The sequence below is a fragment of the Nostoc sp. ATCC 53789 genome, from assembly GCF_009873495.1.
Lineage (GTDB): Bacteria > Cyanobacteriota > Cyanobacteriia > Cyanobacteriales > Nostocaceae > Nostoc > Nostoc muscorum_A.
This window is the reverse complement of the sequence record NZ_CP046703.1, coordinates 4,717,273-4,742,999: the sequence shown is the minus strand read 5'-3', so window position 1 is coordinate 4,742,999 and position 25,727 is coordinate 4,717,273. Positions and strand designations below refer to the sequence as shown.

Genomic DNA, 25,727 nt, shown 5'->3' with positions numbered 1-25,727 from the left:
TTTAAATGAACATTTCTATGAGAGGCTTGTGCCAACGCGCTGCATCTCCCAGAGAAGGACGCAAAGGAAGAGAGCATTGAAGAATTCTTCAGTACAAATCTACAGAGAATTTGTATAATTAACTGCGAGAGATTAAAGAGTAAGACAAGGCCAGTTACTACAACTTTGGGAGTCAAGGTTGTAGTAACTAGCTCCCTTACAGAATTAAATATTGGTTTAATTGCCAGTTCCTTATTTATCAGCAAATTCTTTCACCACTGCCATAGCATCAGAAGGAATCTGCGTAATTAGGCGAAATGGAAATGCTTTAGTCGAAGCAAACTGAGCATAATCTGGTGTCAGAAACACGGCGTAGTTTTTAGCTTCTGGGGTCATCTGTGCAGCAAACGCTAAAGTTATAGCTTTAAGGTACTTGCGAATATCTGCTGCTTGTTCGCCTACAACTTCACCGCCACTAATGGGTGTATTTGGTTGTCCGATCTGATCCATAGTCTTACTGGGGTCTTTTACACTCAGATGAGTACCCCCAACTATACCAACTAGCCATTTGGGGGATGGAATTTTGTCAAATCCCACAATCTGTTCAGTTAAAGCTGGGGTGGTTTTATCTGCGGAACCTGCTAACACTAGAGTCGGAATTTGCACCTTAGTTAACCCAGTTTCGCCATAAATCAGAGAAGTTGTAGGATTGAGAGCGATCGCTTGTTTTATTCTCGTATCCCGTAATTGATAGGTATTTTCTGGCAGTTCTTGGGCGATGCACTGCATAGCTTCTCCTAGACTTAAGATAGCCAAGTTCTTTTTGCAGCGTTGTTTGAGCCGTTCTAGTTGTAACTCGCCTCCCGCAAGTGCTAAAGCTGTACCACCACCAAAAGAATAACCAACAACCATCGCGTTCATGGTCGCAAGTTTCCCTTGTAGGGGATGATTAGCTGTTTGGTTTAGCTTTTCTAATTCGTCGAGAACAAAACTAACATCTTGAGGGCGATTTAAAAACTCTTGAGGCTTCACAGGTCTGGTTTTGCCCTGTAATGCAGAATTAATATTATCCTCATTACTACCAGGATGTTCTAAAGCAGCTACTACATAACCGTGTGATGCTAAATGTTCTGCCAGGTAACGCAAGTCCGTGCGGACTGATCCTAAGCCGTGAGAGAAGACAATTAAGGGTTTATTGGCAGTTGCATCATTTGACCAGTAAATATCAACTGGAATTTTGCGTTTGCGCTTTTGGTCATTCAGGCTTAAGTTGAGTATTTTTACTTGAGCCGTTCCAGGTTGGCTGGGATCAAAAGGGAAAGCAATCTGCGGTGTTGTCGAGTCGAGTCGGGGAGCAATGGCTAGCATAAATTGCTGCGTGCGCCAAAAAGCTGTATTCAAACTCCCTGCAACTATAAAAGCTTTTGGTAAATCAATTTCTAAGCGTTTACTCGGATAAGCAGCGATAAAACTCAATATAGACAGACCTTGTGGCGCAGTAGAGCCTAATACCAATCCTCCTCTCAGTGCTTGTACCCCAGCATTGTCCTTTCGAGCTAAAGCTGTAGCGAAGTCATTGAGAATAGTTGTGCCAATCTGAGTATTAAGCAACTTATTAATGGTGACAACGTTCATCGGTATATTCATACCTAGTGCCCCTAATAGGAAGCGGCGTTGTTGTTCAGATAATCCTTTAGTGTAAGACTGCAAGCTCCCAGGCAATTCCCCTGTTTTGGCAGCGTTTTGCAACTCAGTCAGGGATATCGATTCTGTAAATACACCCAAACGCACAACAACAGTGTCAGCCGCAATAGCCGAAGTATTTACCCCAAACTGTGTAAGTACAATTGCACTAAAGAAACCTGCAACTGTCTTAAGACTTCTCCAACGTCTTCCCATAAATATTTATACCAACTGTTACTTAGGGGAATATAACGAATATTTGTGTATTTGACTACCCCTTTAATCGCCCAGAAATCAAAGCAGATTTTTTCCTGAACTCGATAGGAATCGCCCCAATCTGCTCAAAGCAATCAAAGCTCATCAAAAGTAACGAATTGTAGAATTCATCACAGCTAAAAATTTGAGCATGAATCAGTGTTAATAGCCACAAAAGTCTGATTGTTTCTCCGCTAGGTTTAATACTGTAAGGAAACTCTAGAACAGGCGAAGCAATCGCATCTCCAATTTGCACTTTTTGTCGGCTGATATCCTCATCAAATTTTAGATTTTGGATTTTGAATTATTAAATACAAAATTCTCTCAGTTTCAGCAATGTCAAAATTTTGTTAGCAACAATCAAAAATCATTTATCCAGAGCAACTAGATTTATGTATGTGATCATCTAGAAACTAAGGCTCAAAATTGAGTAACTGCAATTTTTTTGACAGCACATTTTAAACGGCCGCTTAATGTTTTGTCTTTGCCTTTTAGAAGGTGTTGCAGAGGTGTTGCAGGTCGATAGTCTTACTGCTGTAGCTGCACTATCATTACTCATTAAATTCTACTAGCCGCATCAACAATTTTTCTTGGTTTTATGCGTCGCAGACTCCGCTATATTTTAATTTTGTTACTCTCCGTGAGTATTATTACACTGTGGTGGCCTGTGAATGATTCTGATTGTAATTTCGGGGATCTTTTAGTATCAAAAACTAAAAAATTTCAAGTAAATGCTACTAAGGTTATTGTTCAGCCGTGGCGTGGTCGTCACCATGTATATGGAATCTTTATGATTCCTAATGAATACAAACAAGCTCCATTTTTTGTAGTAACAGTCCAAGGAGCCGGTAGTTACTGTTCAAAACAATTTGGTTATAAAAAAAAATTTAATGGTATCTTTGCTGAACCAGGAACTTATTTGGTGCAGAAGTTTGTTAGAACTCGAACGGCTTTGCGGCTCATTTTCCAAGGTTTGTACTTCCAAATCAATGATAAACAGAACTGGACGTTAACTTTACCTGAACCAAATACTACTACCGCTACGCCTAATTAGTAGACTTCTTTCAGAAGTGGGGAAAGGGGAAGGGGAAAAGGGAAAAGGAATAAGAAAAAACCTTTACCCTTTTCCCACCTCTTGCAAAAGTTACTTTTGCAAGAGGTTCAGTGATTTGTGCTTTAATCGAACTTACGCAAAGAATAGTCAAAACCCCGATTTTAGACGAAAAGTAGTTTATTGCCCCTAATGCCTGTACTGTTGCGTAAGTCCTATTTAATTAGGAATTATTCACTCAGCTTGGTGGTTGAGTTTGCAAAACCTCATTCTTATTTAACAAGTTACTAGTAGCATTGACCACAATCTGCGCTGCTCCTGTAAAAAACGATCGCTCGATAGTCGCTGGAACATCGCTAGGTTGATGATAGTGCGGAGTCCGTAAATTGGCTGTATCTGTCACCAGCACAGCACCCACACCCTGATACCAAAATGGTGCATGATCGCTACGTAAAGTGTCTGGTGTCAGTAAACCTTTAAAAGGAATTGGTAGTATGAGGACTGGTGGCAGATTTGATTCCTGTTTATTCTGGGCGCTTGAGGGGAGAATCTGTGAGCTTGGAAAGGCATTCAGCAAAGGCAAATGTTCTGTATCACCAACCACTGCCAAAAAGTCGCCCTTGTCACTAGGTGGGGTAACGGGCAAACCCGCCGGGTATTTCTGACACCCAACAGTGTAACAAGCATAACCAACCATATCCATAACGATCGCTCCGTCTAAATTTTGCAAGCGTGCTGTCTGGCTCACAAAAGCCTGACTACCCAAAAGTCCTGCTTCCTCTTGGTCAAAAAAAGCTAGTTGTAATGTCCGTGGTGTGGGGTGAGAACCAAGCAAACGCGCGACTTCTAGCACTACAGCTACACCACTAGCGTTATCATCAGCACCGGGGGATAAAGCGACAGTATCGTAATGCGCTGCGACGAGAATTGCTTTAGCGGCTTTGTTGGTTCCTATTCGTTCAGCAAAAATATTTACACCCTCAGAGAACTTTTCCAATTTGGGCTTCCAGCCGAATTTTTTCAGTTCAGTTGTGATGTAAGTGCGAGTAAGCGATCGCTCTTTTGTCGTGTAACGCTGAAAATTTAACTTTTGGATATGGTTTAATAGCTTATCAGCAGACACTTGTAGGGTATCATCAACTTTTTTTAACTCTAGTTGTGGTTGCGGCGTTTCCAAAGGAATGCTTTCAACAATTCTTGGTGAGGAACGCTGTTCAAAAAGCGTACTACCTCTGCTACCCACCACAGCAACTGCCATCAGCATCAACAGCATCAGCCAAATCCATTTTCTCATGTGATTTATCCTTGGCTTCCAGACTTAGGGTAGCGCAAATCCCCAGCTATAACTTTCCAGGATTGCTAGGAAGGGTTTAATATTTTGGTTTTCTAAATTTATTAGATAAACCTGCAAAGTGCCTTCGCAATCAGCTTAATTATCTATTTTAATACAATTTCCTTTAATCCAATCTGCTATCGATTCTTGAGTCTCTTGATCAGTTGAAAGTCTTTTTATCATTAATACAACTTCTTTTTCTGGGACTTCTAAAGAATACCCATTCAATATCAGAAAGGTAGCCATCGAAACGAAAGCCACCCTTTTATTACCATCTATAAATGCATGATTTTTTACAAATGCAAAAGCATAAGCAGCAGCTAACTCAAAAACAGTTGGTGTAGGTTCACCATAAGCAAATAAATTTTTAGGTCTATCTAAACTAGCTAAAAGCAGATTTCTATCTCTTATACCCGGAAGTCCACCGTGTTCTGCTAGTTGTTCTTCGTGCATAGCTTTAATGACTGCCTCACTCAACCAAAAAATCTCATTCACTGAGCTAGCTCACGAAGTGCATTCCTATACTTACTGCTTACTTTTTCATAAGCTTCCATAGCCTTTTCAAATTCAGACTTGTAAGGTGTCGTTTGAGCATTACCAGAATGTTTCGTAACTAAAAGTACCCCATTCTTACTACGTCTAAATTTTAGACTTTGAAAAGATGGTATCAATTTGTTTTTGATCTTACTAAGTCTCAAGGTTTGCATGATAAACTCAAAAATGGTGGTTAGAAGTTAGAAAATACAAATATTGACGGTAATCCTCAGTTAGCTTTTGGTTAATCAGTTGTTAATTATACTATAAATTATTTGTGCAAGAGGTCTCTTTTACTTTACAGATTGATCCTTATGACAGAACGCTCATGTTGAGCCTTGTTGCAATGGTCTTAGCAAGATATCCCAAAAATACTCAGCGGCTCCTTGTTGAGACAATAATTTCTTCACATTCTGTTGGCTTGTAAAGAAAGCCATTCCCAAAGGTTGCAGAAAAAGAGCATATCCATCATCAACTATAGATATGGATTCATTAATACTATTATCACTTCCTGAAGCATTTGAGGAATATGCAATGTCGCTTCTAAAAAGACGGCTACTTCCTCCTGTCCAAATTCGACATTCAGTAGCTTTCTTTCCCCTAATGTAGACAATAGCCGAAAAGTGATTTGCATCTATACGCTTGAAATGCGTATCTACTTCTGGATTTCGGTTGGATAGTTCAGCAAGTGAATTCTCAAAAAAGTTGGCTATGTATTCAAATGATTCCTCTACAAATTGATCCCTCTCTCGATCCAAGAATGTTTTGCGAATACGGAGATTGCTCGATCTTGGTATATCCAAAATTTGTGGTTTGACAGCAGAACCGTAACTTATGCTTGGTGGCGTGGAATCCTGACGGAGTTGTAAGCGAGTAATTGTCCGTTTGATAGCGTTGACTACTTCAAGAAAAGCATCGTCTTTATCGGGGAATTTTGTGATAGGCCTGCCATCAGTTGGCATGACCAAGAGCTTGCCAAATGGGGCACTGCGCCAATCGCATGGACGCAGGATGACTGGTATAATGTGGGATTCTCCTTGCTCATGCTTTTCCATCGCACGTTGCATTTCAATGTCATAACAGTAATTGGAAGCTAGAAAATCTGAACTGACTAATAAAATAATGATGTCTGCTTCTTCCAAGTTTTTGCTTATTGCCTTATCGAATTCATCACCAGGAGTTATTCGGCGATCATGCCACGTCTCAATGAAGCCTTGCTTTTTTAGCATAGCAAGATGAATTTCCAACTCATCGCGCAGGGTTTCATCCCGATGTGAATAAGAGAAAAAAATTGTAGCCATTCGACGATTATCAATTAGACGCAGGTATTTACTTATGATTAATACCTTTATATCTTATACCAGTACAAAAGAACTAATTCCCTAAAGTAAATATCAAGTTTGACAGTTTGTCTTTTGACAGCGATCGCAACTTTATGTAAAGTGCCGCACTAGAGGAGTGCTGAGTACTAAGTAAAGAAGAAAAAGAATTTCTTATTACTTATTCAAAATCTTTATACTGGCACTCAGAACTCATGACTCAGAACTCAGGACTTTTTTTATGGTAGATTTGTTGCTGATCTCAATCCTGGGGTTCCTGGGGAGTTTTGGGCACTGTTTTGGGATGTGTGGCCCTTTAACAGTGGCATTTTCCCTGTCTCATCAGCCGAAAGGGACATCACCCTTAGAAAAGCCGAATACTTGGCGACAACAATTAAAATTTCATCTTTTGCTAAACCTGGGGCGGATGTTGAGCTATGCTCTAGTCGGTGCTGGCATTGGGGCGTTAGGTTCGGTATTGCTGCAAAGTGGACAGCTAGCGGGTATTGGCAGCGACTTTCGGCACTGGATGGCAATTTTGACTGGTGTGATGCTGATTTGGTTTGGCTTAGGACAAGTAAAACCCGATTTGCTCCCGCGTATTCCTGTGTTACATCCCCTATTACAAGGTAGGCTACACGATCGCCTCAGCACAGGAATGGTTAAGCTTTCCTTTAAAACCAAATGGTGGACACCAATACTTTTGGGGATGACTTGGGGTTTAATGCCCTGTGGTTTCCTGTATGCTGCCCAAATCAAAGCCGTTGAAACTGGCAATTTATGGATGGGTGGGGCAACCATGCTGGCTTTTGGATTGGGAACCCTGCCGACTATGCTAGGTGTAGGCATCTCCACGTCGCTGGTAAGTAAAGACAAGCGCAGTCAGTTATTTCGATTAGGCGGTTGGGTGACACTCATCATTGGCATCATTACCTTGTTACGGACTGGTGACACAATGGTAGATTACACCGGACACGCCGCTTTATTCTGCTTAATATTGGCGTTAATTGCGCGTCCTATTAGTGGGTTGTGGGCTTCACCATTGCGTTATCGCCGCGCCTTGGGGGTGGGATCTTTTGTGCTTTCTGTGGTTCACACCTTCCACATGATAGAACACTCATTGCAATGGAATTTTGCCGCCTTTTCTTTTATGCCGCCAGAATTCCAGTGGGGTATGGCTGCGGGTGCTGTAGCATTAATATTAATGTCCCCCGCCGCTTTAACGAGTTGGGAATCGTTGCAGAAATCTTTGGGCAAGCGTTGGCGACAGATTCATCTATTGGGTGTGCCAGCCTTGCTCTTGAGTGCTATTCATGCTGTGTTGATTGGTTCCCATTATCTGGGTTCTTTGCAATCAACTTGGGGAAATAACTTAGCGGCAGTACTGATGGGAATTATTACCCTCAGTGTCTTACTAGTGCGTTCGCGTTTTTTTTGGTCAAAGTTAGCCGTAGAAAAGTTTTATGTCCCCCCAACAAAATCGCGGTAAATTATCCTTGTTCTCTGGCTCAATCCCAACGAGTCAAAAACAGAGGCATCAACTACTCAAAGCCATTTCTTGGAAGAGTCAAGGAACAATAAAGTATTTATTATTCCTGAGTTTATTAGTTATATCAATAACTAATCCTTACCCTGCATCTGCTCATAAGGTGGAAGTTTCTGGAGATGTTGGTGGCACCCTCCACATTGAGCCAAATGATAATCCTCGGGCTGGAGAACCCTCCCAAGTCTGGTTTGCGCTTACCCGCAGAGGCGGAAGGGTTATTCCCCTGTCACAGTGTAATTGTCGGTTGGCTGTTTATGCTGAACCTTATGCAACCGGAGAGCCTGCACTGCTGGAACCACGGTTAGAAGCTGTAGCAGCCGAACGTTATCAAGGTATTCCAGGTACAGAAATTACCTTTCCCAAACCAGGTATTTATGAGTTGCAACTAAATGGTAAACCAGTCTCTGGGGCAAGATTCAAACCTTTTAAGTTCAAATTTGAAGTTACTGTAGCAGGCGGTTCTACACAAAACACACAAATTCAGCAAGATGTCAATGGTGATTTAGTAGAGGGTGAATCTCAGAAATTACCAATTTGGGCGATCGCACTGCCAATCTTCGGATTTATCGGCATCTTAGTTGTTGTACTGCGAAACATGAGAGGAGGGAGTGGGGAGTAGGCAGTAGGGAGACATTTTTCTTTGTGTCTCCCTTTGTGTGAAGTCAGTTCACCAGATCGTTTGTACATGAGGGTAATTCAGAATCTTCGCATCGCAAGTTACCAGAGGAATTCCATATCGTCTAGCGATCGCAACTATAATTCTGTCTGCTGGATCTTTATGAAAATTGTCCGGCAGTTGTGTACTGGCGATCGCATCTAGAGGATTCAAAGACTCGATAAACAATACCTGAGTGCGTTCGCGCTAAGGAATACCATTCATCGATTGGTAACGGTAAGGTTAGTTTTCCAATGCTGAATTTGATTGCAATTTCCCATACTGAAATAGTAGAGACGAGCAAGCCACTTTGTGGTTCTTCTGAATCAATTGCGGCTTGGGCCTGACTCGATAACTGACTTGGATTATGGAGTAACCAGAGCCAAACATGAGTATCTAACAAAATCATTCGCCCAAGGCTTCCCAAAGTTCCGGCATAGATTCGTCAAAATCTTCTGCAATCACAATCGGCAGCCCCCGCAATGGGTAGTGATGAGTAGAAGTTTGTTTTGCTTGCCAAGGCACAATGCGAGCAACTGGAATGCCATCACGAGTAACTACAACTTCGGTTTGAGTTGCTGTCACCTCATACAGTAGCGCTGTGAGGGTACTATCTGTATCTTGAATATTGAGGTACTTCATACCGCCAATTTGTGCGATCGCTTTTACGCCTTAATTTTAAGCGATTCTTTGTGTAAGTGCTTTTCGTATCTACCCTTTCAGCCTGCCTTCTTTGTAATCTGATTACTTAATACAAATGGTGGGGGCAGCAATTCCCCCACTAATTTATTCTGAATTCTTCTTTTACAAATGTCGCTTTTGATGCCACTGCCACGCATGAGAGACAATATCTTCGATGGATGGGTACTGAGGTTGCCAGCCTAAGATTGTTCTGGCTTTCTCGCTAGTGCCAATGAGAATTGGGGGATCTCCGGGACGGCGATCGCGCTCTTCTACTGGTATCGAAGTTCCTGTCACTTGTTCGGCGGCTGCAATTACTTCTCTGACAGAGAAGCCGCTACCATTGCCCAAATTGAAAACTTCGCTATCGCCACCTTTTAATAAATATTCCAATCCCAAAATATGGGCATCTGCTAAGTCATTAACATGAATATAATCACGAATACAAGTACCATCTGGTGTGGGGTAATCGGTGCCGAAAATTGAGATAGACTCTCGTTTGCCTAAAGCTGTCATCAGCACCAAGGGAATCAAATGGGTTTCTGGGTTGTGATCCTCGCCGAGTAAGCCATTGGGATTAGCACCAGCAGCATTAAAATAGCGGAAACGCACTGATTGAAAACCGTAAGCAATATCAAAATCAGAAAGAATCCGCTCTACCATTAGCTTTGTAGTGCCATAAGGATTAATCGGATTTTGAGGATGGTTTTCTGGAATCGGTACAAATTCTGGCACGCCGTAGGTAGCACAGGTAGAAGAAAAGACAAATTTCTTTACAGATGCTGTCAGCATCGCCTCTAACAGGGTCAAAGTACCAACAACGTTATTGCGGTAGTATTTAGCCGGGTCAGTCACTGATTCTCCTACGTAGGCGTAGGCAGAAAAGTGCATCACAGCAGCAATATCGCGGGTTTTAAATAGGTGATCTAGTAAGGCGCGATCGCCTGTATCCCCTACTACCAGTTCTACCTGTAAAATCTTTTCTACCAGGTCACGATGCCCATAGACCAGATTATCAAGGATGACAACGTTATAACCCGCTTGCTTCAAAGCTAGCACCGTATGAGAACCAATGTATCCAGCTCCCCCTGTTACCAAAATGGTAGGTTTTCCAGACGACATAGTTTTTCCTTTTAAGTGGATTACTCAATTAATTTAGTTTACCGGTGCCACATTACTCTTCTGGAAAATTATAAATAATAGACGCAGTGTTAAAAATTTGAACTAAAATCACTACGACGGTAGTCTTTGGGTGTGAGGTTTGAAGTATTTTAAGTCAAACAGTACGATTACAATTTGACAATAAAATAAATCCATTTCCCGAAACCTCTAGGTTGACCCTTATGGGTGACGCTTCTAGCGTTGCGGCTAAGAAGTCACTAGTTGTTTTATACAGGGAAACCATGCAGGACAGTTCCTCCTGGGGCATAAAAACCTCTAGTCAAGTGGACTGTCTTACCACCACACTGGCTCACCGCACCAGAAAATTTGAGAGTTAATCTATGTTTCTATTGCTAAGCCGGGTACTGCTGTGGCTGCTGATTGGCACTATCGTATATTCTTTGTTCCAGCGATTTTATCCCTCTGGAACTTTTGTAGGGCGATTAATCTTAGTCGTTATCTTGGTAATCGTAGCCCTTTCATTTCTTAACCCCAGTGAACCAGCTGTGGCATCTTTGTGGAGAATGCTATCTTTTCCACTCAAGCCTCTGGGGGCCTCTGTTTTACTGATGATTTTAGCTGCTCAAAAAATTAAAGGAGGTGGAATCGAAAAACCAGGAGGATACTTGATAGGTTGGGCACTGACGATTTTGCTGTTGGCAAGTACACCAGCAGTCGCCTATTTCCTCTATCGCGCACCTCTAGCAATGACAGGTGACACATCTGTAGCATCTGCTGCACCAACATCTGGGATACTGGTGGCATTAGGGCAACCAAACACCACAGCAAACATCTCAGATGTAAAGGGAGATAGCATTATTTCTTATAATCTGAGAGTGCCTCCCTATTTATTACAAGGAAATCCTCAAGATATTCGCACACGCGGTTTACGACTTGAAGACTTTGTACCAAATTCGGAAACGTTGCAATTGACAACAAGAACTTGGGAAAGTTATCTCGTTGAAATTTACAGGTTCTTGCGTGTTCAACGGTAATAAAGTAAAAAAAAGGGGTAAAGGGTAAAGGGTAAAGGGCAAAGGGCAAAGGGCAAAGGGTTGAATTAGTTAGCCACTGTCCCCAAATCGGTTTTTCCCTTCCCCATTCCCCATTCCCCATTCTCTCTACATAGCTGCCTGCTTGGGCTAGCAGTTAATCTAGGATGATAAAGTTGCAAAATTGCTTTAATGGCAAAATCTCGACGAATCGCTAAACTCAGTGCTTACTTACGACCCCATTGGCGGGAAGCGTCATTAGGCATTCTCGCTTTGTTGTCTGTCAATGCACTGGGCGTTTATATCCCTTGGTTGATTCGTGCTGGTGTTGATAAACTCTCAACAACTTTCAACTGGAACGAAATACTACATTATGTAGTAATAATTGTCTTGCTCAGTTCGGCGATGTGGCTAATGCGGATGGCATCACGCATTTGGCTATTTGGGGTGGGTCGTCAGGTGGAATTTGACCTGAAACAACGGATTTTTGAACACTTGCTCAAGCTGGAGCCGGCTTATTTTGCCAGTAATACTGCTGGCGATTTAATTAATCGGGCTACTAGTGATGTGGACAATATCAAACGTTTATTGGGTTTTGCCGTTTTGAGTTTGGCAAATACAGTGTTTGCCTACGCCCTGACACTGCCAGTAATGCTGGCGATTAGTGTGGATCTGACGCTAGCGTCTCTGGCAGTTTACCCTTTTATGCTCTTGTTGGTGAGTCTGTTTAGCGATCGCTTACGCAAACAGCAAGCAGCAGTCCAAGAGCAACTCTCTGAAATCAGCGAACTCATCCAGGAGGATATTAGTGGCATTGCCTTAATTAAAATCTATGCCCAAGAAGCAAATGAGCGTCGAGCCTTCTCCAAAAAAAATCAGCAGCTATTGACTGCTAACCTGGAACTAGCAAAACTCCGAAATACCCTGTTTCCGCTAATTGGTGGGCTAGCTAATGTCAGTTCGCTGGTAATTATCTGGCTAGGGGCAGCGCGGATGTCTTCTGGGGCACTTCAGGTTGGCGACTTTTTAGCCTTGTTAATTTATGTAGAGCGTCTAGTTTTCCCCACAGCCCTTTTAGGATTCACAATTACTGCCTATCAACGGGGTGAAGTTAGTATAGATCGCCTGGAATCTATTCTCTCTGTCACACCGAAAATTCAAGACACAGCTGAGGCCATACACCTACAAGCAGCTGAACTTAAAGGGGAAGTGACAGCGAAAAATCTCACTTACAGTTACCCTGGTTCGACTACTCCAGCTTTAGAAAACGTTAATTTTACTATTGCTCCTGGAGAAACCGTGGCCATTGTTGGGGCAATTGGTTCGGGAAAATCCACTTTGGCGAATGCTTTACCGCGCTTGTTGGATATTGAATCAGGACAATTGTTTTTAGATGGGCTGGATATTACTAAAATAGCTTTGGCAGATTTACGAGGTGCGATCGCTTACGTTCCTCAAGATAGTTTTCTATTTAGCACTACAATCAAAAATAATATCCGCTATGGCGATCCAATTAGCGAACAAGAGCAGATAGAATCTGTTGCTAAACTTGCCAAAATTGAATCAGAAATTAATAGTTTTCCTCAGCAATATGAAACTCTTGTTGGTGAACGCGGTATCACTCTTTCTGGTGGTCAACGGCAACGTACTGCCTTAGCTAGAGCGATGCTGGTCAATGCGCCAGTGTTAATTTTGGATGATGCTCTCTCTAGTGTGGATAATCAAACAGCCACGCAAATCCTCAAAAATCTCTCCAGTGGTACTGAACGCAAAACAGTAATTTTCATTACCCATCAATTATCTGCGGCGGCTGCGGCTGACAGGATTTTTGTGATGGAAAAGGGAAAAATTGTTCAAATAGGCAATCACTTAGAACTATTGCAACAACAGGGTTTATACAGAACTTTGTGGAGCCAGCATCAAGTTGAGGAATTACTGCATTAAAGTTTTGACCGAAAAGAATATTTTATTGTTTGTTGGGTAGCACAACTGTGCTACCCAAATCTTTAGGGATTACAGTATGCCCGTTCTGCTAATGTGACATCTAGCACGAATGGATTATCATTACCTTGAAATTTGGCGATCGCGTGACTGCGTTCTATTTCAGTAATATCAGGTGGGTCTTGGCGATTCCATTTACACAGAGTCTGACGCTGATTCTGAAAGTAATTTCGGTCTACCTTCTCAGCCTGATTCCGATAGATAGTGTAAAAGTAGAAAATTGCCCTAGCTATATCCCCTTTTACTTTTTCTCTAGGCTCAAATTTAGCAGATGATGATTCGCTAAACTCGTCAATTGCTCTACTAGGAATTGTAGATTGAACAGTATCATTTCGATACCATTTTTTAGTACTGGTGTCGGCTATATCGTCGAAGGGTTTATTTCCTCGCTCACTATTAATATTTTCTCGTGCAGGAAATAAATGGTGAAGGTCACTTCGAGCATTACCGTTGTCAGCCCCTTTACTTTGTGGCCAAACGTGTTCAGTATTCAGCCCTAATTTGTCAGCTTCCTGACTAGGATCGCCATTACCATTTAGACGAATTTGGTAACTGGCATAGATATCTGTCACAATACCCGCTTGGTTGTCAATAATGCCAAACATTTCGTCTCTGGCGCGATCGTAGTTCAAAGTTTTGCTAGGCGTATACTTCTTAGCAAGTTCTTCAACTAGAGCGACTTTGGATAATTGAGGCAATATAATTGCCGAATCATTTACGGGAGTGGGAGTAGGTTGAACAACAGGAGGAATAGTGTCAGAGGTGGACTGGCTAGTAGGTAATGTAAACGCTGCAATCACAGGATCGTGGTCGCTGACAGGCTGACTAAAGCCGACATTGACATGCACAATGTCAATTTTTGGTTGAGCAAAACCGGAAAGGTTTTCACTGACCAACAAATGATCAATAAGTTGAGGTTTTCCCCGAAATTTGAAAGTAAAGCGATCGCTAGCAGGTAAACGATCCGTCAGATTCTCAAGAATATTACCCTTTAAAGTTTTCAGAGGTAAGGAATCGGGTAAATCATTTAAGTCACCCAGTACGATTACTTTTGCTTGCGGGTCAACTTCTAATATTTGCCCTACGAATTTATTAACGATTTCGGCTTGCTTGACTCGTTGAACATCGCCAGGAGAACCTCCCAGCTTAGAAACAAAGTGATTAGCAATGATAAACAGCTTTTGCTCGTTAAATATAAATTCTGCTACGAGTGGCTTACGGCTGTCCTCGAAAGCACTATTTGTAGGATCAATTCGACCTGGGTTTAGTGAAAGGTCAAGACCATTTGTACCTTTAGTAATAGCCACAGTATCTAATGAACCGCCTTTTTTGGGCAGTTTTGCTAGAGTTATCCGACTGGGCCGAAATAATAAACCGACACGGATATTACCTCCAGGTTCTCCACCATCTTGATCGTCACTGGGTGCAATATCCACAAAATTGTATTTCGGACTACCGATATTTTCGAGCGCAGCAATCAGTTTTTGGTAAGTCTCGTTTGCATTCACAACATCATCATTGGTTGGCCCGTTGTTATCCTGAACTTCAATCAAACTGATGACATCTGGGGCGTTCAAATTACTCTGAATAATTTTGGCAATATCATCAAAACGTCGATCTTTTGGGTCTAAATTCTCGACGTTAAAAGTTGCAACAGTCAATACATCCTGGGAATTTTTCAGAAATGTTGTTTCTCGTTGGGCAACTGGAAGTGAAGGAGTTGGCAATTGTGCTATTGGACTAGCGTGCAGTGGACTAATCCATGCAAAGAAGATGAGAACAATACTAAATAGTAACAATTTGATGAGTTTCATTCTCTCTTCCAATGAAGATATTTTCTAGATTAGTCTTCTTTTGAATAGAGTTCAATTAAGAGAAGTTTTAGGTTGAGTAAAGGTGAGCATTCTCCCTGAGGGAAAATACCAGGACAAAAGGAAATTTGGCTCTATTTACTTACTACATTTACTGTCTATTAGATACCATTTTTAATATCAAATATTGATAATTAATTATTGGTAGCGATGTCTGTGATGGCTTCTGCACAGGAGGCTATAGCAGCGCCTACGTATACTGTTATACTTTTCAATCACCGTCGCGTTGGATAACTTCATGAAGCTAGTACAAAGTAGTGTAATTACCACGTTAGTTTTTTGGGATAGGTGGGTAGTATAAATTACCGAAAAAACTAATTTGGCATATACTGATGTTCAAAAGGAAATTATCAGAATTCCGTGCTTCACAGGAATTTTACACATCAAGGTTAATGGATCGCCATATTGGAGCGATCGCAGCTTTAATTTTAATTAGCTTACTGAGTTCATGGAGTGGAACGCCAGATAGTCATACCATCACTACCTGGTGGGAAGGCTTTCTCTGGGGATTGGCAGATCCAGTAATTGCCTTAGATTGTTTGGTGGGGATTGTTGCTATTGGCTTACTGTCATCTATGTTTGTTCGTGGCGCTGCGATCGCTGGATGTTTTGCCTTAGCAGCAATTTTGGGCATTGTAATTCATCTATTCCAGCTAAATTTTCCAGGCATAGAAATAGCGATCGCTATTTCTACCATCGTTTTTAGTACTATGCTGATGATGCCAAATCAACCAAACTTTGTGGTACTTGCTCTGATGGGTATCAGTGCTGGTTTATTTCAGGGTTACACTGTTGCTGATTCTATTATCGGGGCAGGAATGTTCCCACTAATTGCCTATATAGTAGGTATGACATTGACTCTGTTTGTGGTTGCCATGAGCGCCAGAGAAATTGGCGGTGCAATGGGTATGGGAGAAATAAACCGGACTCTACCCTGGAAAATTAGCATTGCTGGCTTCGCTTTCTGCGCGATCGGCATCGTGTTTTTGAGTAATTCGATCAGCTAAATCACATATTTCAATTCAGTGGAATACATTTATTTATGGGGCGTACACTTAGCTGTGCGCCCTTATTACGTGGATAGATATTTAGAAGCTATATCACGGGATGTGCGACTTATTCTTAAAACCCCACTTCCATTCCTCTCCCCGAAAGGTCGATAGGCTTTGATTATTGCTCCCCTTCCCTACAAGGGAAGGGGTTGGGGGTTAGGTCTGAGAGAAAGTTGCACACGGTGTTATATATAAATAAAAGCTTGTGACACCTGAAAAAATTGCGGATACGCTAACAGAACTAATTTATAAAAATAACTTTTAACAGTGAAAATATATCACAAAAAATTATAAAAATATTAAATCTAAAGAGATTTTTTAGGAATTAAAAATTATTAATTTATCATGACAAAAAATATTTATTTTTGGCTTAATCTGTCTCTGATTGTTGGCACTGTTACAACCCGTAATTGGGAAACCGTTTACTATACCTAAGTACTTTCAAAAAAGAAAACTAGCTCATCATTAACATGAGGATCTTATACCATTTCACGAAATGACTGATACAAATAATTTGTCTCTACTTCTGTCACCCTGCTCTCCTGGTGGCTATTTGTATCAACCTTAAAGTGAAATGGGAATAATACTGAAGAGTGATTTATTATCGTATACAGAAAATCGCAGCAGATTGATAAATTGTCAACAATTTTCATTTTTTATGAACTTTGAATCGATAAATTAACAACAACTAACAGAAGTAAGGATAAAAACTTAATCTATTTAGTTTTTTCTGCGCCACTAGTTAAGAGGTAATCTATGGTGCGAAACTCAAAGCTAGGGTACAGAACGTTCCCTAAGTCTATTCTGCGTCCATCTGTTGCTATAGGTATAATTGCATCTTTATTGATTGGCGGAATAAGTTTTTATATAGTAAAACGCTGGCAAAATTATGCAAATCCAGAAACACAAGTGCCAGCAACACAATTACCACAGTTAAAAACGGTAACAGCTTTAGGGCGAATTGAACCACAGGGAAAGGTAATAAAACTCTCTGCTGCGGTATCTGCTGAAGGAAGCCGGGTAGAAAAGTTGTTAGTAAAAGAGGGGGATTGGGTAAAAGCGGGACAATTGATTGCAATTTTGAATAGCCGCGATCGCTTACAGGCAGAATTAAAAGAGGCGCAGGAACAGGTAAAAGTAGCACAGGCAAACCTAAACCGTACCCAAGCAGGTGCTAAACGTGGTGAAATTGCTGCCCAAAAAGCCGCGATCGCTCGCTTAGAAGCAGAACGCCAAGGTGATATTAATACTCAAGCAGCGACAATTGAACGATTCCAAGCCGAAGTCCAACATGCCCAAGCAGAAGACGAACGTTATCAGCAACTATATCAACAAGGTGCAATTTCCGCCTCTCAACGAGATAGTAAGCGTTTAAACCTGGAAACCGCCCAAAAAAGCTTGCAAGAAGCACAAGCACAGTTAAATCGTACCCAATCAGCTAGCCAGCAGCAGGTAAAACAGGCCACGGCAACCCTTGAGGAAATCGCTGAGGTACGAGGAGTAGATGTAGAAGCTGCCCAAGCAGAAATCAATCGGGCTGTAGCAGCCATGAATCTGGCAAAAGTTAATCTAAAACAGGCTGAAGTGCGATCGCCCCAAAGTGGACAAGTATTCGAGATCCACACCCATCCTGGCGAATTAGTATCAAATGATGGCATTGCTGACATTGGACAAACTAGCCAAATGTATGTCATAGCCGAAGTCTATGAAAGTGATATCGGCAAAGTTCATTCAGGGCAACAAGTACAAATATTTGGCGATTACCTCCCCCTTGAATTGCAGGGAATCGTAGATCGCAAAGGTTTGCAAGTGCGACGGCAAAATGTCATTAACACAGATCCCGTCAGCAATATCGACAACCGAGTAGTAGAAGTTTATATCCGACTAGATGAAGTTTCCAGTCGAAAAGCTGCCAGCTTAACCAATATGCAAGTTAAGGCAGTAATTGAATTATGAATTGGGCATTGGGAATTGGGAATTGGGAATGGGTATTTTCCTTGTCCCCTTGTCCCCTTGTCCCCTTGTCTCCCCTGCCTCCCCTGTCTCCCCTGCTCCCCTGCCCCCTGCCTCTTATGATGGGATTGATCAAACAACTGCGACGGCGAACCCCTCTAGGATGGCTGCAACTGAACCATGAAAAAAGCCGCCTCTTGGTGGCTTTGTCAGGTATTGCCTTTGCGGATCTTCTCATGTTCATGCAGCTGGGCTTTCAGACTGCGCTGTATGACAGTAACACCAGACTACATCGCAGTTTGCAAGCAGACATTGTTTTAACCAGTCCCCAAGCCCGTAACCTGCCAAGCTTGTCTACATTTTCTCGTCGGCGACTTTACCAAGCAATGGATATACCAGGGGTGAAGTCGGCAGAACCGATGTATTTCAATAACACAATCTGGAAAAATCCTCAAACACATCGTGAGACGGGGGTGTTAGTTATCGGGTTTAATCCAGATAAGCCAGCCTTTGACTTACCGGATGTTAACCAGCAATTACAGGCAATTAAGCTACCAGATACCGTTTTGTTTGATCGTGGCGCAAGAGGAGATTATCAAAAAGCGATCGCTCAAATTGACCAAGGGAAAACCCTAACTACCGAAATAGAACGGCGCACAATTACCATTAGTGGCTTATTTCAAGTGGGGGCTTCCTTTGGTTCTGATGGCAACCTGATTACTAGCGATCAAAACTTTTTGCGGCTATTTTCTGGGCGACAGTCAAGTAGTATCAGTCTAGGTTTGATTAAGGTAAAACCAGGCTATGACCCGAAAAAAGTGGCAGCAAGCTTGAAAGCCTACCTGAGAGATGATGTCAAAGTCTTAACCCACGCCGAATTTATTGAATTTGAGAACAACTTTTGGAGGACAAATTCTCCAATTGGCTTTATTTTCAGCCTAGGTGTATCAATGGGGTTTGTGGTAGGTGTAATTATCGTCTATCAAGTCCTTTCCACCGATGTTAATGCCCATGTTCGAGAATACGCCACCTTTAAAGCAATGGGATATCGCAATTATTACCTGCTGGGTGTGGTGCTTGAAGAATCGTTGATATTGGCAGCACTGGGCTTCCTCCCCGGATTGGGAGTGTCCTTAGCACTTTACCAACTGACTCGCAGTGCCACAAATTTACCCATGTACATGACTGCGATTCGGGCATTGCAGGTATTAGTGCTGACTATCATTATGTGTACAATTTCCGGTGCGATCGCCACCCGCAAACTTCAAGCCACCGATCCTGCTGATATGTTCTAAATTTGTCATTTGTCATTGGTCATTTGCAAAGGACAAAGGACAAATGACCAATGACAATTGTTACCAGTTGAGCCATTTATGACTAGTCAACCTGTGATCTCTATTAAAAATCTTGACCACCACTTTGGTAACAGTTCCCTCCGCAAGCAAGTTTTATCTAATATCAACTTAGAGATTAACGCCGGTGAAATTATTATTATGACCGGGCCCTCTGGTTCTGGAAAGACTACCTTGCTAACCTTAGTTGGTGGATTGCGTTCTGCCCAATCTGGTAGTTTGCAGGTGTTGGGGCGAGAACTTTGTGGTGCTAGTGCTGAACAATTAATACAAGCGCGACGGCATAACGGTTATATTTTCCAAGCACATAACTTACATGGGAGTTTAACGGCACTCCAAAACGTCAAAATGGCTTTGGAATTGCACAAATATCTTGGGTTAAAAAATATGCTAGGTAGGTCAGCCCAGATGTTAGAGCAGGTAGGATTAGGAAATCATTTACATTACTATCCTGAAAAACTATCTGGAGGACAAAAGCAACGAGTAGCGATCGCTCGCGCCTTAGTCAGTCATCCTCAAATAATCCTAGCGGATGAACCCACCGCCGCCCTTGACAGTCAATCAGGTCGGGATGTAGTCAATCTTATGCAAAAATTGGCAAAAGAACAAAGCTGTACCATCTTGATGGTTACTCATGACAACCGCATCCTTGACATTGCCGATCGCATCGTTGATATGGAAGATGGTAAGCTCAAGTCAGAATTAACGCTCTCAATCTGAAGTTAATCAGCTTTCATTCCTCAAGCTCAGAAATCGAAACCAAAACAATTTAAGTAAAATCACTGTTGTTTTATACTTTATATTAACAATAATAATATGTGTTATTAGTGTATAAACGGTGATTAAGAATTAGATAAATTAAAAATAATATAATTTCACACTATATTTTACTAAAAATTAGGGTAGGCATCTTGCCTACCCTAATTTTGCAAATTAAATGCTCAATAACTTAATAAATCGAACTTTGCCTAAGCTTAATAGGGTTATTTATAATACTTTGCCCTTGGTTTACCTGGCTTGCGCCATTTACTTACACCAATTTTAACTTAGCAATCTAGTACGAGTGTCCAGTTAAACAAGTGTCCAGTTGATTCCAAGATTTTCTTCAAGTATTATTATGTAATGGGTATAATCACAAGGGGTTTCTTTTGTTGCCTAATAAATGATACCTTGGCAAACAACTATAGAGTCTTTGCCTTCAATCTAGTTAAATTTTAAGATCATTACCAATGTCAATGTAATACATAAAGTTAATACCAAGTAACTAAATTACAGTTACAAATCATTCTCTCTAATCTCCTACCTGATGTAACTCTGATGTCTATAAGTCTTTGGAGGGTTTCAAAAACATCTACGTCAAAGAGGAAACACGAGTAAAAATAAGCTAGTCTATTTTCCAACACAAGCAAGGAATTTTTGTAGCTCTATGATTATTGAGAATAGTACTAGTAGTTCAAACAAGAAGTTGCTCGGTTTTGATGTCAAAAGTTTGACAGCCAATTGCCTTGCAATAAATGTGTTGAAGGGAATATTTGCTGTTCTCCCTATCACCTTGGCATTGCCTGTAGATGCTTTACAAGTAAAGGTGACTCCAACTAGTCCTAAATTAGGGGATACACTCTCGGTAGAGATTAATCTAAATAATCCTGAGAATGGTACAAATCCAACAGTAGCGACTGGTAATAATACATACCCAGCCTTTCAAATTGCCCCCAATCAGTATCGGGCTTTCGTTCCCACAACTCCCCTAGAAAAACCTGGAACTAGAACACTTCGCGTTGTAGGGGATGGTCAAGTCCAAAACTTGGCAGTGAATGTGCTTAATCGCAAGTTCCCCGTACAACGCATTACTTTGCCACCTGGCAAAGCCGGAGTAGATGCCACAGAATACGAACTTAAGCGTGTAGCGGCTTTTAAAGCATTAAAAACACCAGAAAAGTATTGGAATGGAGTATTTCTGAAACCAAATGCAGGGCGAATGAGTACAACCTATGGTGTTCGTCGCTACTATAATGGTACATTTGCAAAGGACTACTATCATCGTGGTCTTGACTACGCTGGTGCTGCCGGTTCATCGGTGATTGCCCCAGCTGCTGGGCGAGTTGCTTTGGTGGGTAGGGTATCCCAAGGGTTTAGGATACACGGTAACGTAGTTGGCATTGACCACGGTCAAGGAGTAACCAGTATTTTCATGCACCTGAGTCGTATTAACGTTAAAGAAGGTGATCTTGTGAAAGCTGGTCAACTAATTGGTGCAGTTGGTTCAACAGGTGCTTCCACAGGTCCACATTTGCACTGGGGTCTGTATGTCAACGGACAATCTGTTGATCCAACACCTTGGCGAACTAAGGTCGTTAATTAGTAGAGGCGGAATTAATCGCGTCTGTGCATAATTTGTGTTTTTTTTGCTGAAGATTAGGCAAAATAAATTGAATTGATACCGTCCCTACCTTACTTGGCTAACATAAATGATGATAAGTGTTATGAGTATCGAAAAAATTGTAGAACAAGCTCTCCAGGATGGTTATTTGACACCAGCAATGGAAGCAGAAGTCGGTAGAATCTGTGATAACGCCTCGGAACTCTCAATTGAAGAGTATATGGCCCTGGATCGGCTCATGGGAGCGCTATTGACTGGTGAGGTAGTGGCGGTACCTCGCAAACAATTCATTAACGTTATGGAAGAATTGGTACTGACAGAAGCGATCGCCAGAGTCGCAGAAATTGAAGCCACCAGCGAAAGTTCTCTAGATGTCGGAGATATTGCGGCTTACGCTCTCAATCGACTACCACCTTTGTATGCTACTACAGAAGAGGGTGCTAGCTTCCAGCGCCAAACGGCTCAGGCAGAACTGCAAGAATTAATTTCTCAGCAAGTGAGTGAAGCGATTAATCGTTACCTAGATCGACCCAATTTCTTCCCAGAACGGCAAGCCTTGGGCAAAAATACTGGGAATGAGGTTGTACGCCAGGTTAGTGCCTTACTCCAGACTTATGCACCTAATTTTGAGCAAAAATTATAATTTCAATAGTCATTGGTCATTTGTTACTTGTTTTAGACAAAGGACAAAAGACTAATGACTAATGACTAATGACTCTTAATTAATTACGTACTAGTACTGTTGTCCCTATACTCACTTGCTCATAAAGCATTCTGACATCAGAATTACGCATTCTTAAACAACCGTGGGATACAGCAGTTCCTACCAGGTCAATTTCCGGCGTACCATGAAAGCCAATTTCATTGCGTCCATCTGACCAAAAACCAATCCATCTGTCTCCCAAGGGACTATCCGTACCAGCCTCAAATACTTTGCCTGTAATTGGGTGCCGCCAGATTGGATAGTGTCGCATGTGGATCACCTGGAAAGAACCTGTGGGAGTTTCCCAACCTTTCTTACCTACAGCGATTGGGTAGCTAGCTATTACCTCATCTCCTGCATATACATAAGTGCGGCGATCGCTTAAATCAACCACCACTTGAGTCTTGCCATCTGCCAGCCTATCAGATGCAGATGGTGCTTGTTGGGCTGAAGCCTTAGACCATAAACCTTTTGGCCAACTATCCGCAACTGGATTTTGTCTTTCGGCTTGTGCCACCAGCTGCATCTTAATTGGTAGTTCAGTTGCTTGAGCTACATTATTTCTAATTGTTTTCGGCTGAGTTTGAGGCTTAATAATAGAAGATTTTGGTGTAGAAGCCTTGCGAGTCGTTGCTTTAGCTACATTCTTCTTAATTGTTTTCGACTTAGTTCGAGGCTTAATAGCAGAGGACTTTGGTGTAACCGCCCTCTGAACACTTGAGCCTTGGGCAACTTCAGCAGGTGGCACAGATGCACCCAGCGCAATTTCCCCTAAACTCACTTGTGACAGATTCTTGTAGACTCCCTCTGAGCGGCTTCCCTTGGGATTGGTTAGGGTAGAATCTCGCCGCATCGCAGTAGATGCAGACTTATCAGACTGCCGTTGTGCCGTAGTAATACGCCAATGGACAGCTAAAGATAAAAATGCTGTGCCAAAACAGAGCAACATTACCATCCGCCCTACAGATTCGTTTCTTACCATTGCCATCGCCTATTGTTTATCCCTGACATATCCAGCCGAGAAATTGGATGTGTTCATCATCCGATTATCAAAAATTTATCAATACTTATCATTTCCGTTATAAATCTGCCAACACCTCTGGGCAAACTAAGACTATGCAAATTGTCCCAGCAGAAAAACTTCAAGTGACCAACCTCATTCCTCCAAAATTCTGGGGGTTGTAAGCCAATACTTAGACTTTCTGGCGGAACTTTTGCAATGTAGCAATCAATGATTAGTGGTGTCGGTGGGAGAAAAACCATGTTTGAAAAACTATTGCTAGCAGTCACAATTACATTTTCCCTCAATTTATTTTTTCAAATTCGCGTACCAGAGCAACATAACTCTGGTGCTATCTACGGGTCACAACTAGAACAATCAGCAACTATTCTGGTAACAAAATCAAAAAAATAAATCACCATTATAGTAACCAGAGCAACCCAACTCCCAGAAATTATTACCTGAATTTTAAAGGTATCAAGAAGGTAGAATTACAAAATTTTTCTCTTCATCCTTAATAACCAGATTTAATTATTTTTATCAAGCGTATATACCCAGTTGCTAAAAGTACTAAAATGTGCATATTGCTGCGCTTTTTTGAGTTGATGGTTTTAAGGGCAACTATGCAAGCAGTATAAGGAAAAAGTGGCTCACCTTATTGCTATAAATGTATCCAAAATTGTCTGCCTCCGTGTTCCAGTCATAAATCCGTCACCTTAGCATGGAACTTCTGTCCCATTAGCAGGTCTAATAGATAGGGATGATTTAGAGCCAGTACGATCTATGAGTCAGTCGATTACTGTATCCTGGTCAACTGTTGATGCAAAGTATCCAGAAGCATCAGTGCAAGTTGACAAACTCCCTAACCACGATTTAATTTTGCGCTGTCAAGCGGGACTGCGGCCAGATCGTGTTGCGTTTTCAGAACTATTACGCCGCTATCAAAGTCAAGTTGATAGAGTTCTCTACCACCTAGCTCCAGATTGGTCTGACAGAGCCGATTTAGCTCAAGAAGTTTGGATTCGAGTGTATCGGAATATTAACCGATTACAAGAGCCTGCTAAATTTCGGGGCTGGTTAAGCCGCATTGCCACCAACTTGTTTTACGATGAGTTACGGAAACGCAAGCGGGTTGTTAGCCCTTTATCACTGGATGCTCCCCGCTCGTTAGAGGACGGTGAGATGGATTGGGAAATCGCTGGCGATACTCCCGGGCCTGAAGAAGAACTGACAACTAGAGAATTTTACGAGCAATTGCGGGAAGCGATCGCGGATTTACCAGAAGTCTTTCGTACTACCATTGTCCTGAGAGAAATCGAGGGCATGGCTTATGAAGAAATTGCTGAAATCACTGGAGTTTCTTTAGGAACTGTGAAGTCAAGAATAGCCAGAGCTAGATCGAGGCTGCAAGCTCACTTGCAGAATTATCTAGACTCCTAATTTACAGGATCTTGCCTCTGCCCAATGACAGAATTTAAGCATAGATTAAGAATTACCAGAAAGACGTAGATCGCTTCCATCTTAAGAAGGAAAAATGGCTAATTTTCCCGAAATTCCCGCCCAGTTTACCCGTGTATGAATTGGTAATAATGTTAAGATGACTACTGATTCTCAGTTTTACGACCGTTCTTCTTTGCAACTTCCTCAAGATTTGTCAGATGGAATGGCCAAGCATACCAATGAATCAACGGGTCTTATGGATATGGTGAAGCGCGATCGCTTCGAGTTATTGAGTGCTTACCTCGATGGTGAAGTCACAGCCCCCGAACGCAGGCAAGTAGAAGAATGGCTGGCAAATGATGCCTCGGTTCAATGCTTGTATGCCCGACTGTTAAAGCTGCGCCAAGGCTTGCGGACTCTCCCAGTCCCCACAGCCCAAGAGTCACCAGAAGCAACAGTTCAGCAAGTATTCACACGTTTACGCCGCCGTTCCCGTTTAAACTGGATGGCGGGAGGTGCAGCCGTTGCTGCTTGCGTAATCGGCGCAGTATCTAGCTTAGTACCTGGTGGTTTGAATGTGCCGCAACTGGCGCAACGACCACAAAAAGAACCGATTCAAACATCCTCAGCGTCTATAATTCCACCTTCTCCTCTGATGGTGGGACTAAATAACCCGGTAATTGAAATTCCTAAAGCAGCAGTAGCTTCTCCAGAAAATCCAATCTATCCGGTAAAACCACAACGGCAAGACTCCAAACAGGACATAAACTAATTGCAAAGTTAACA

At 42.0% G+C, this 25,727-nt stretch carries 24 protein-coding genes; 14 read left to right on the top strand and 10 right to left on the bottom strand.

Annotation, left to right across the window (positions count from 1 at the left end; translation table 11 throughout):
• Positions 1-231: 231 nt before the first annotated feature.
• Positions 232-1,878 carry an alpha/beta hydrolase gene (locus tag GJB62_RS19585; RefSeq protein WP_114082985.1) on the bottom strand — a complete coding sequence of 549 codons (1,647 nt, stop codon included), beginning with the start codon at positions 1,876-1,878 and terminating at the stop codon, positions 232-234.
• A gap of 637 nt (positions 1,879-2,515) precedes the next feature.
• Here GJB62_RS19585 and GJB62_RS19580 point away from each other — a divergent pair.
• Complete coding sequence (locus GJB62_RS19580; protein WP_114082983.1) at positions 2,516-2,971, top strand: hypothetical protein; 456 nt, start codon at positions 2,516-2,518, stop codon at positions 2,969-2,971.
• A 235-nt stretch (positions 2,972-3,206) separates the two neighbouring features.
• Here GJB62_RS19580 and GJB62_RS19575 read toward each other — a convergent pair whose 3' ends face one another.
• From GJB62_RS19575 to GJB62_RS19565, 3 genes are all read right to left on the bottom strand, one after another.
• Positions 3,207-4,262 carry a M20/M25/M40 family metallo-hydrolase gene (locus tag GJB62_RS19575; RefSeq protein ID WP_114082982.1) on the bottom strand — a complete coding sequence of 352 codons (1,056 nt, stop codon included), beginning with the start codon at positions 4,260-4,262 and terminating at the stop codon, positions 3,207-3,209.
• Between the two features lie 135 nt (positions 4,263-4,397).
• Positions 4,398-4,796 (bottom strand): type II toxin-antitoxin system death-on-curing family toxin, encoded by a 399-nt coding sequence (locus GJB62_RS19570; protein WP_114082981.1) that lies wholly within the window; start codon positions 4,794-4,796, stop codon positions 4,398-4,400.
• A 365-nt stretch (positions 4,797-5,161) separates the two neighbouring features.
• Complete coding sequence (locus GJB62_RS19565) at positions 5,162-6,136, bottom strand: toll/interleukin-1 receptor domain-containing protein (protein WP_114082979.1); 975 nt, start codon at positions 6,134-6,136, stop codon at positions 5,162-5,164.
• A gap of 259 nt (positions 6,137-6,395) precedes the next feature.
• On the opposite strand from GJB62_RS19565, the gene GJB62_RS19560 reads away from it, so the two are divergent.
• Positions 6,396-7,643, top strand: coding sequence for a sulfite exporter TauE/SafE family protein (locus GJB62_RS19560; protein WP_114082978.1), 1,248 nt, complete (start codon positions 6,396-6,398; stop codon positions 7,641-7,643).
• Positions 7,618-8,319 carry a hypothetical protein gene (locus GJB62_RS19555; RefSeq protein WP_181852869.1) on the top strand — a complete coding sequence of 234 codons (702 nt, stop codon included), beginning with the start codon at positions 7,618-7,620 and terminating at the stop codon, positions 8,317-8,319. Before GJB62_RS19560 ends, GJB62_RS19555 begins: the two co-directional genes overlap by 26 nt.
• Before the next feature lie 48 nt (positions 8,320-8,367).
• Here the strand turns inward: GJB62_RS19555 and GJB62_RS37525 are convergent, their stop codons facing one another.
• The 4 genes from GJB62_RS37525 to galE all read right to left on the bottom strand — a co-directional run bounded on the left by GJB62_RS37525 (position 8,368) and on the right by galE (position 10,158).
• Complete coding sequence (locus tag GJB62_RS37525) at positions 8,368-8,529, bottom strand: PIN domain-containing protein (protein ID WP_245246192.1); 162 nt, start codon at positions 8,527-8,529, stop codon at positions 8,368-8,370.
• Positions 8,477-8,764: a type II toxin-antitoxin system VapC family toxin gene (locus GJB62_RS19550; protein WP_245246216.1), complete on the bottom strand. Its 288-nt coding sequence runs from the start codon at positions 8,762-8,764 to the stop codon at positions 8,477-8,479. Before GJB62_RS19550 ends, GJB62_RS37525 begins: the two co-directional genes overlap by 53 nt.
• A complete protein-coding gene (locus GJB62_RS19545) occupies positions 8,761-8,997 on the bottom strand; it encodes a type II toxin-antitoxin system Phd/YefM family antitoxin (protein ID WP_245245964.1) in 237 nt (78 codons plus the stop codon). The genes GJB62_RS19550 and GJB62_RS19545 overlap by 4 nt, the downstream gene beginning before the upstream one ends.
• Before the next feature lie 162 nt (positions 8,998-9,159).
• Positions 9,160-10,158 carry a UDP-glucose 4-epimerase GalE gene (galE, locus tag GJB62_RS19540; protein ID WP_114082976.1) on the bottom strand — a complete coding sequence of 333 codons (999 nt, stop codon included), beginning with the start codon at positions 10,156-10,158 and terminating at the stop codon, positions 9,160-9,162.
• Positions 10,159-10,538: 380 nt separating this feature from the next.
• Here galE and GJB62_RS19535 point away from each other — a divergent pair, with 380 nt between their 5' ends.
• Entirely contained in the window at positions 10,539-11,192 is a 654-nt protein-coding gene (locus GJB62_RS19535) for a hypothetical protein (RefSeq protein WP_114082975.1), read from the top strand.
• Positions 11,193-11,381: 189 nt separating this feature from the next.
• A complete protein-coding gene (locus GJB62_RS19530; protein WP_114082974.1) occupies positions 11,382-13,133 on the top strand; it encodes an ABC transporter ATP-binding protein in 1,752 nt (583 codons plus the stop codon).
• Positions 13,134-13,195: 62 nt separating this feature from the next.
• On the opposite strand, the gene GJB62_RS19525 is transcribed toward GJB62_RS19530, so the two are convergent.
• A complete protein-coding gene (locus GJB62_RS19525; protein WP_114082973.1) occupies positions 13,196-15,004 on the bottom strand; it encodes an endonuclease in 1,809 nt (602 codons plus the stop codon).
• Between the two features lie 389 nt (positions 15,005-15,393).
• Here GJB62_RS19525 and GJB62_RS19520 point away from each other — a divergent pair, with 389 nt between their 5' ends.
• The 6 genes from GJB62_RS19520 to GJB62_RS19495 all read left to right on the top strand — a co-directional run bounded on the left by GJB62_RS19520 (position 15,394) and on the right by GJB62_RS19495 (position 22,441).
• Positions 15,394-16,068 (top strand): HupE/UreJ family protein, encoded by a 675-nt coding sequence (locus GJB62_RS19520; RefSeq protein WP_114082972.1) that lies wholly within the window; start codon positions 15,394-15,396, stop codon positions 16,066-16,068.
• An 801-nt stretch (positions 16,069-16,869) separates the two neighbouring features.
• A complete protein-coding gene (locus tag GJB62_RS19515; protein WP_181852868.1) occupies positions 16,870-18,069 on the top strand; it encodes an ABC exporter membrane fusion protein in 1,200 nt (399 codons plus the stop codon).
• Positions 18,070-18,188: 119 nt separating this feature from the next.
• Entirely contained in the window at positions 18,189-19,361 is a 1,173-nt protein-coding gene (gene devC / locus GJB62_RS19510; protein ID WP_114082971.1) for an ABC transporter permease DevC, read from the top strand.
• Positions 19,362-19,439: 78 nt separating this feature from the next.
• Positions 19,440-20,138 carry a DevA family ABC transporter ATP-binding protein gene (locus GJB62_RS19505; protein WP_114082970.1) on the top strand — a complete coding sequence of 233 codons (699 nt, stop codon included), beginning with the start codon at positions 19,440-19,442 and terminating at the stop codon, positions 20,136-20,138.
• 706 nt (positions 20,139-20,844) lie between these two features.
• A complete protein-coding gene (locus tag GJB62_RS19500) occupies positions 20,845-21,780 on the top strand; it encodes a M23 family metallopeptidase (protein ID WP_114082969.1) in 936 nt (311 codons plus the stop codon).
• Positions 21,781-21,901: 121 nt separating this feature from the next.
• On the top strand, positions 21,902-22,441 hold the full coding sequence (locus GJB62_RS19495; RefSeq protein WP_041565537.1) for a late competence development ComFB family protein: 540 nt from the start codon (positions 21,902-21,904) through the stop codon (positions 22,439-22,441).
• A 79-nt stretch (positions 22,442-22,520) separates the two neighbouring features.
• On the opposite strand, the gene GJB62_RS19490 is transcribed toward GJB62_RS19495, so the two are convergent.
• Positions 22,521-23,489, bottom strand: a complete 969-nt coding sequence (locus tag GJB62_RS19490) for a L,D-transpeptidase (protein ID WP_114082968.1) — start codon at positions 23,487-23,489, stop codon at positions 22,521-22,523.
• A 273-nt stretch (positions 23,490-23,762) separates the two neighbouring features.
• Here GJB62_RS19490 and GJB62_RS36725 point away from each other — a divergent pair, with 273 nt between their 5' ends.
• From GJB62_RS36725 to GJB62_RS19480, 3 genes are all read left to right on the top strand, one after another.
• Positions 23,763-23,915 carry a hypothetical protein gene (locus tag GJB62_RS36725; protein ID WP_167755993.1) on the top strand — a complete coding sequence of 51 codons (153 nt, stop codon included), beginning with the start codon at positions 23,763-23,765 and terminating at the stop codon, positions 23,913-23,915.
• A 369-nt stretch (positions 23,916-24,284) separates the two neighbouring features.
• Positions 24,285-24,941, top strand: a complete 657-nt coding sequence (locus GJB62_RS19485; RefSeq protein WP_114082966.1) for a sigma-70 family RNA polymerase sigma factor — start codon at positions 24,285-24,287, stop codon at positions 24,939-24,941.
• Between the two features lie 157 nt (positions 24,942-25,098).
• Complete coding sequence (locus GJB62_RS19480) at positions 25,099-25,713, top strand: zf-HC2 domain-containing protein (RefSeq protein WP_114082965.1); 615 nt, start codon at positions 25,099-25,101, stop codon at positions 25,711-25,713.
• Positions 25,714-25,727: the final 14 nt, after the last annotated feature.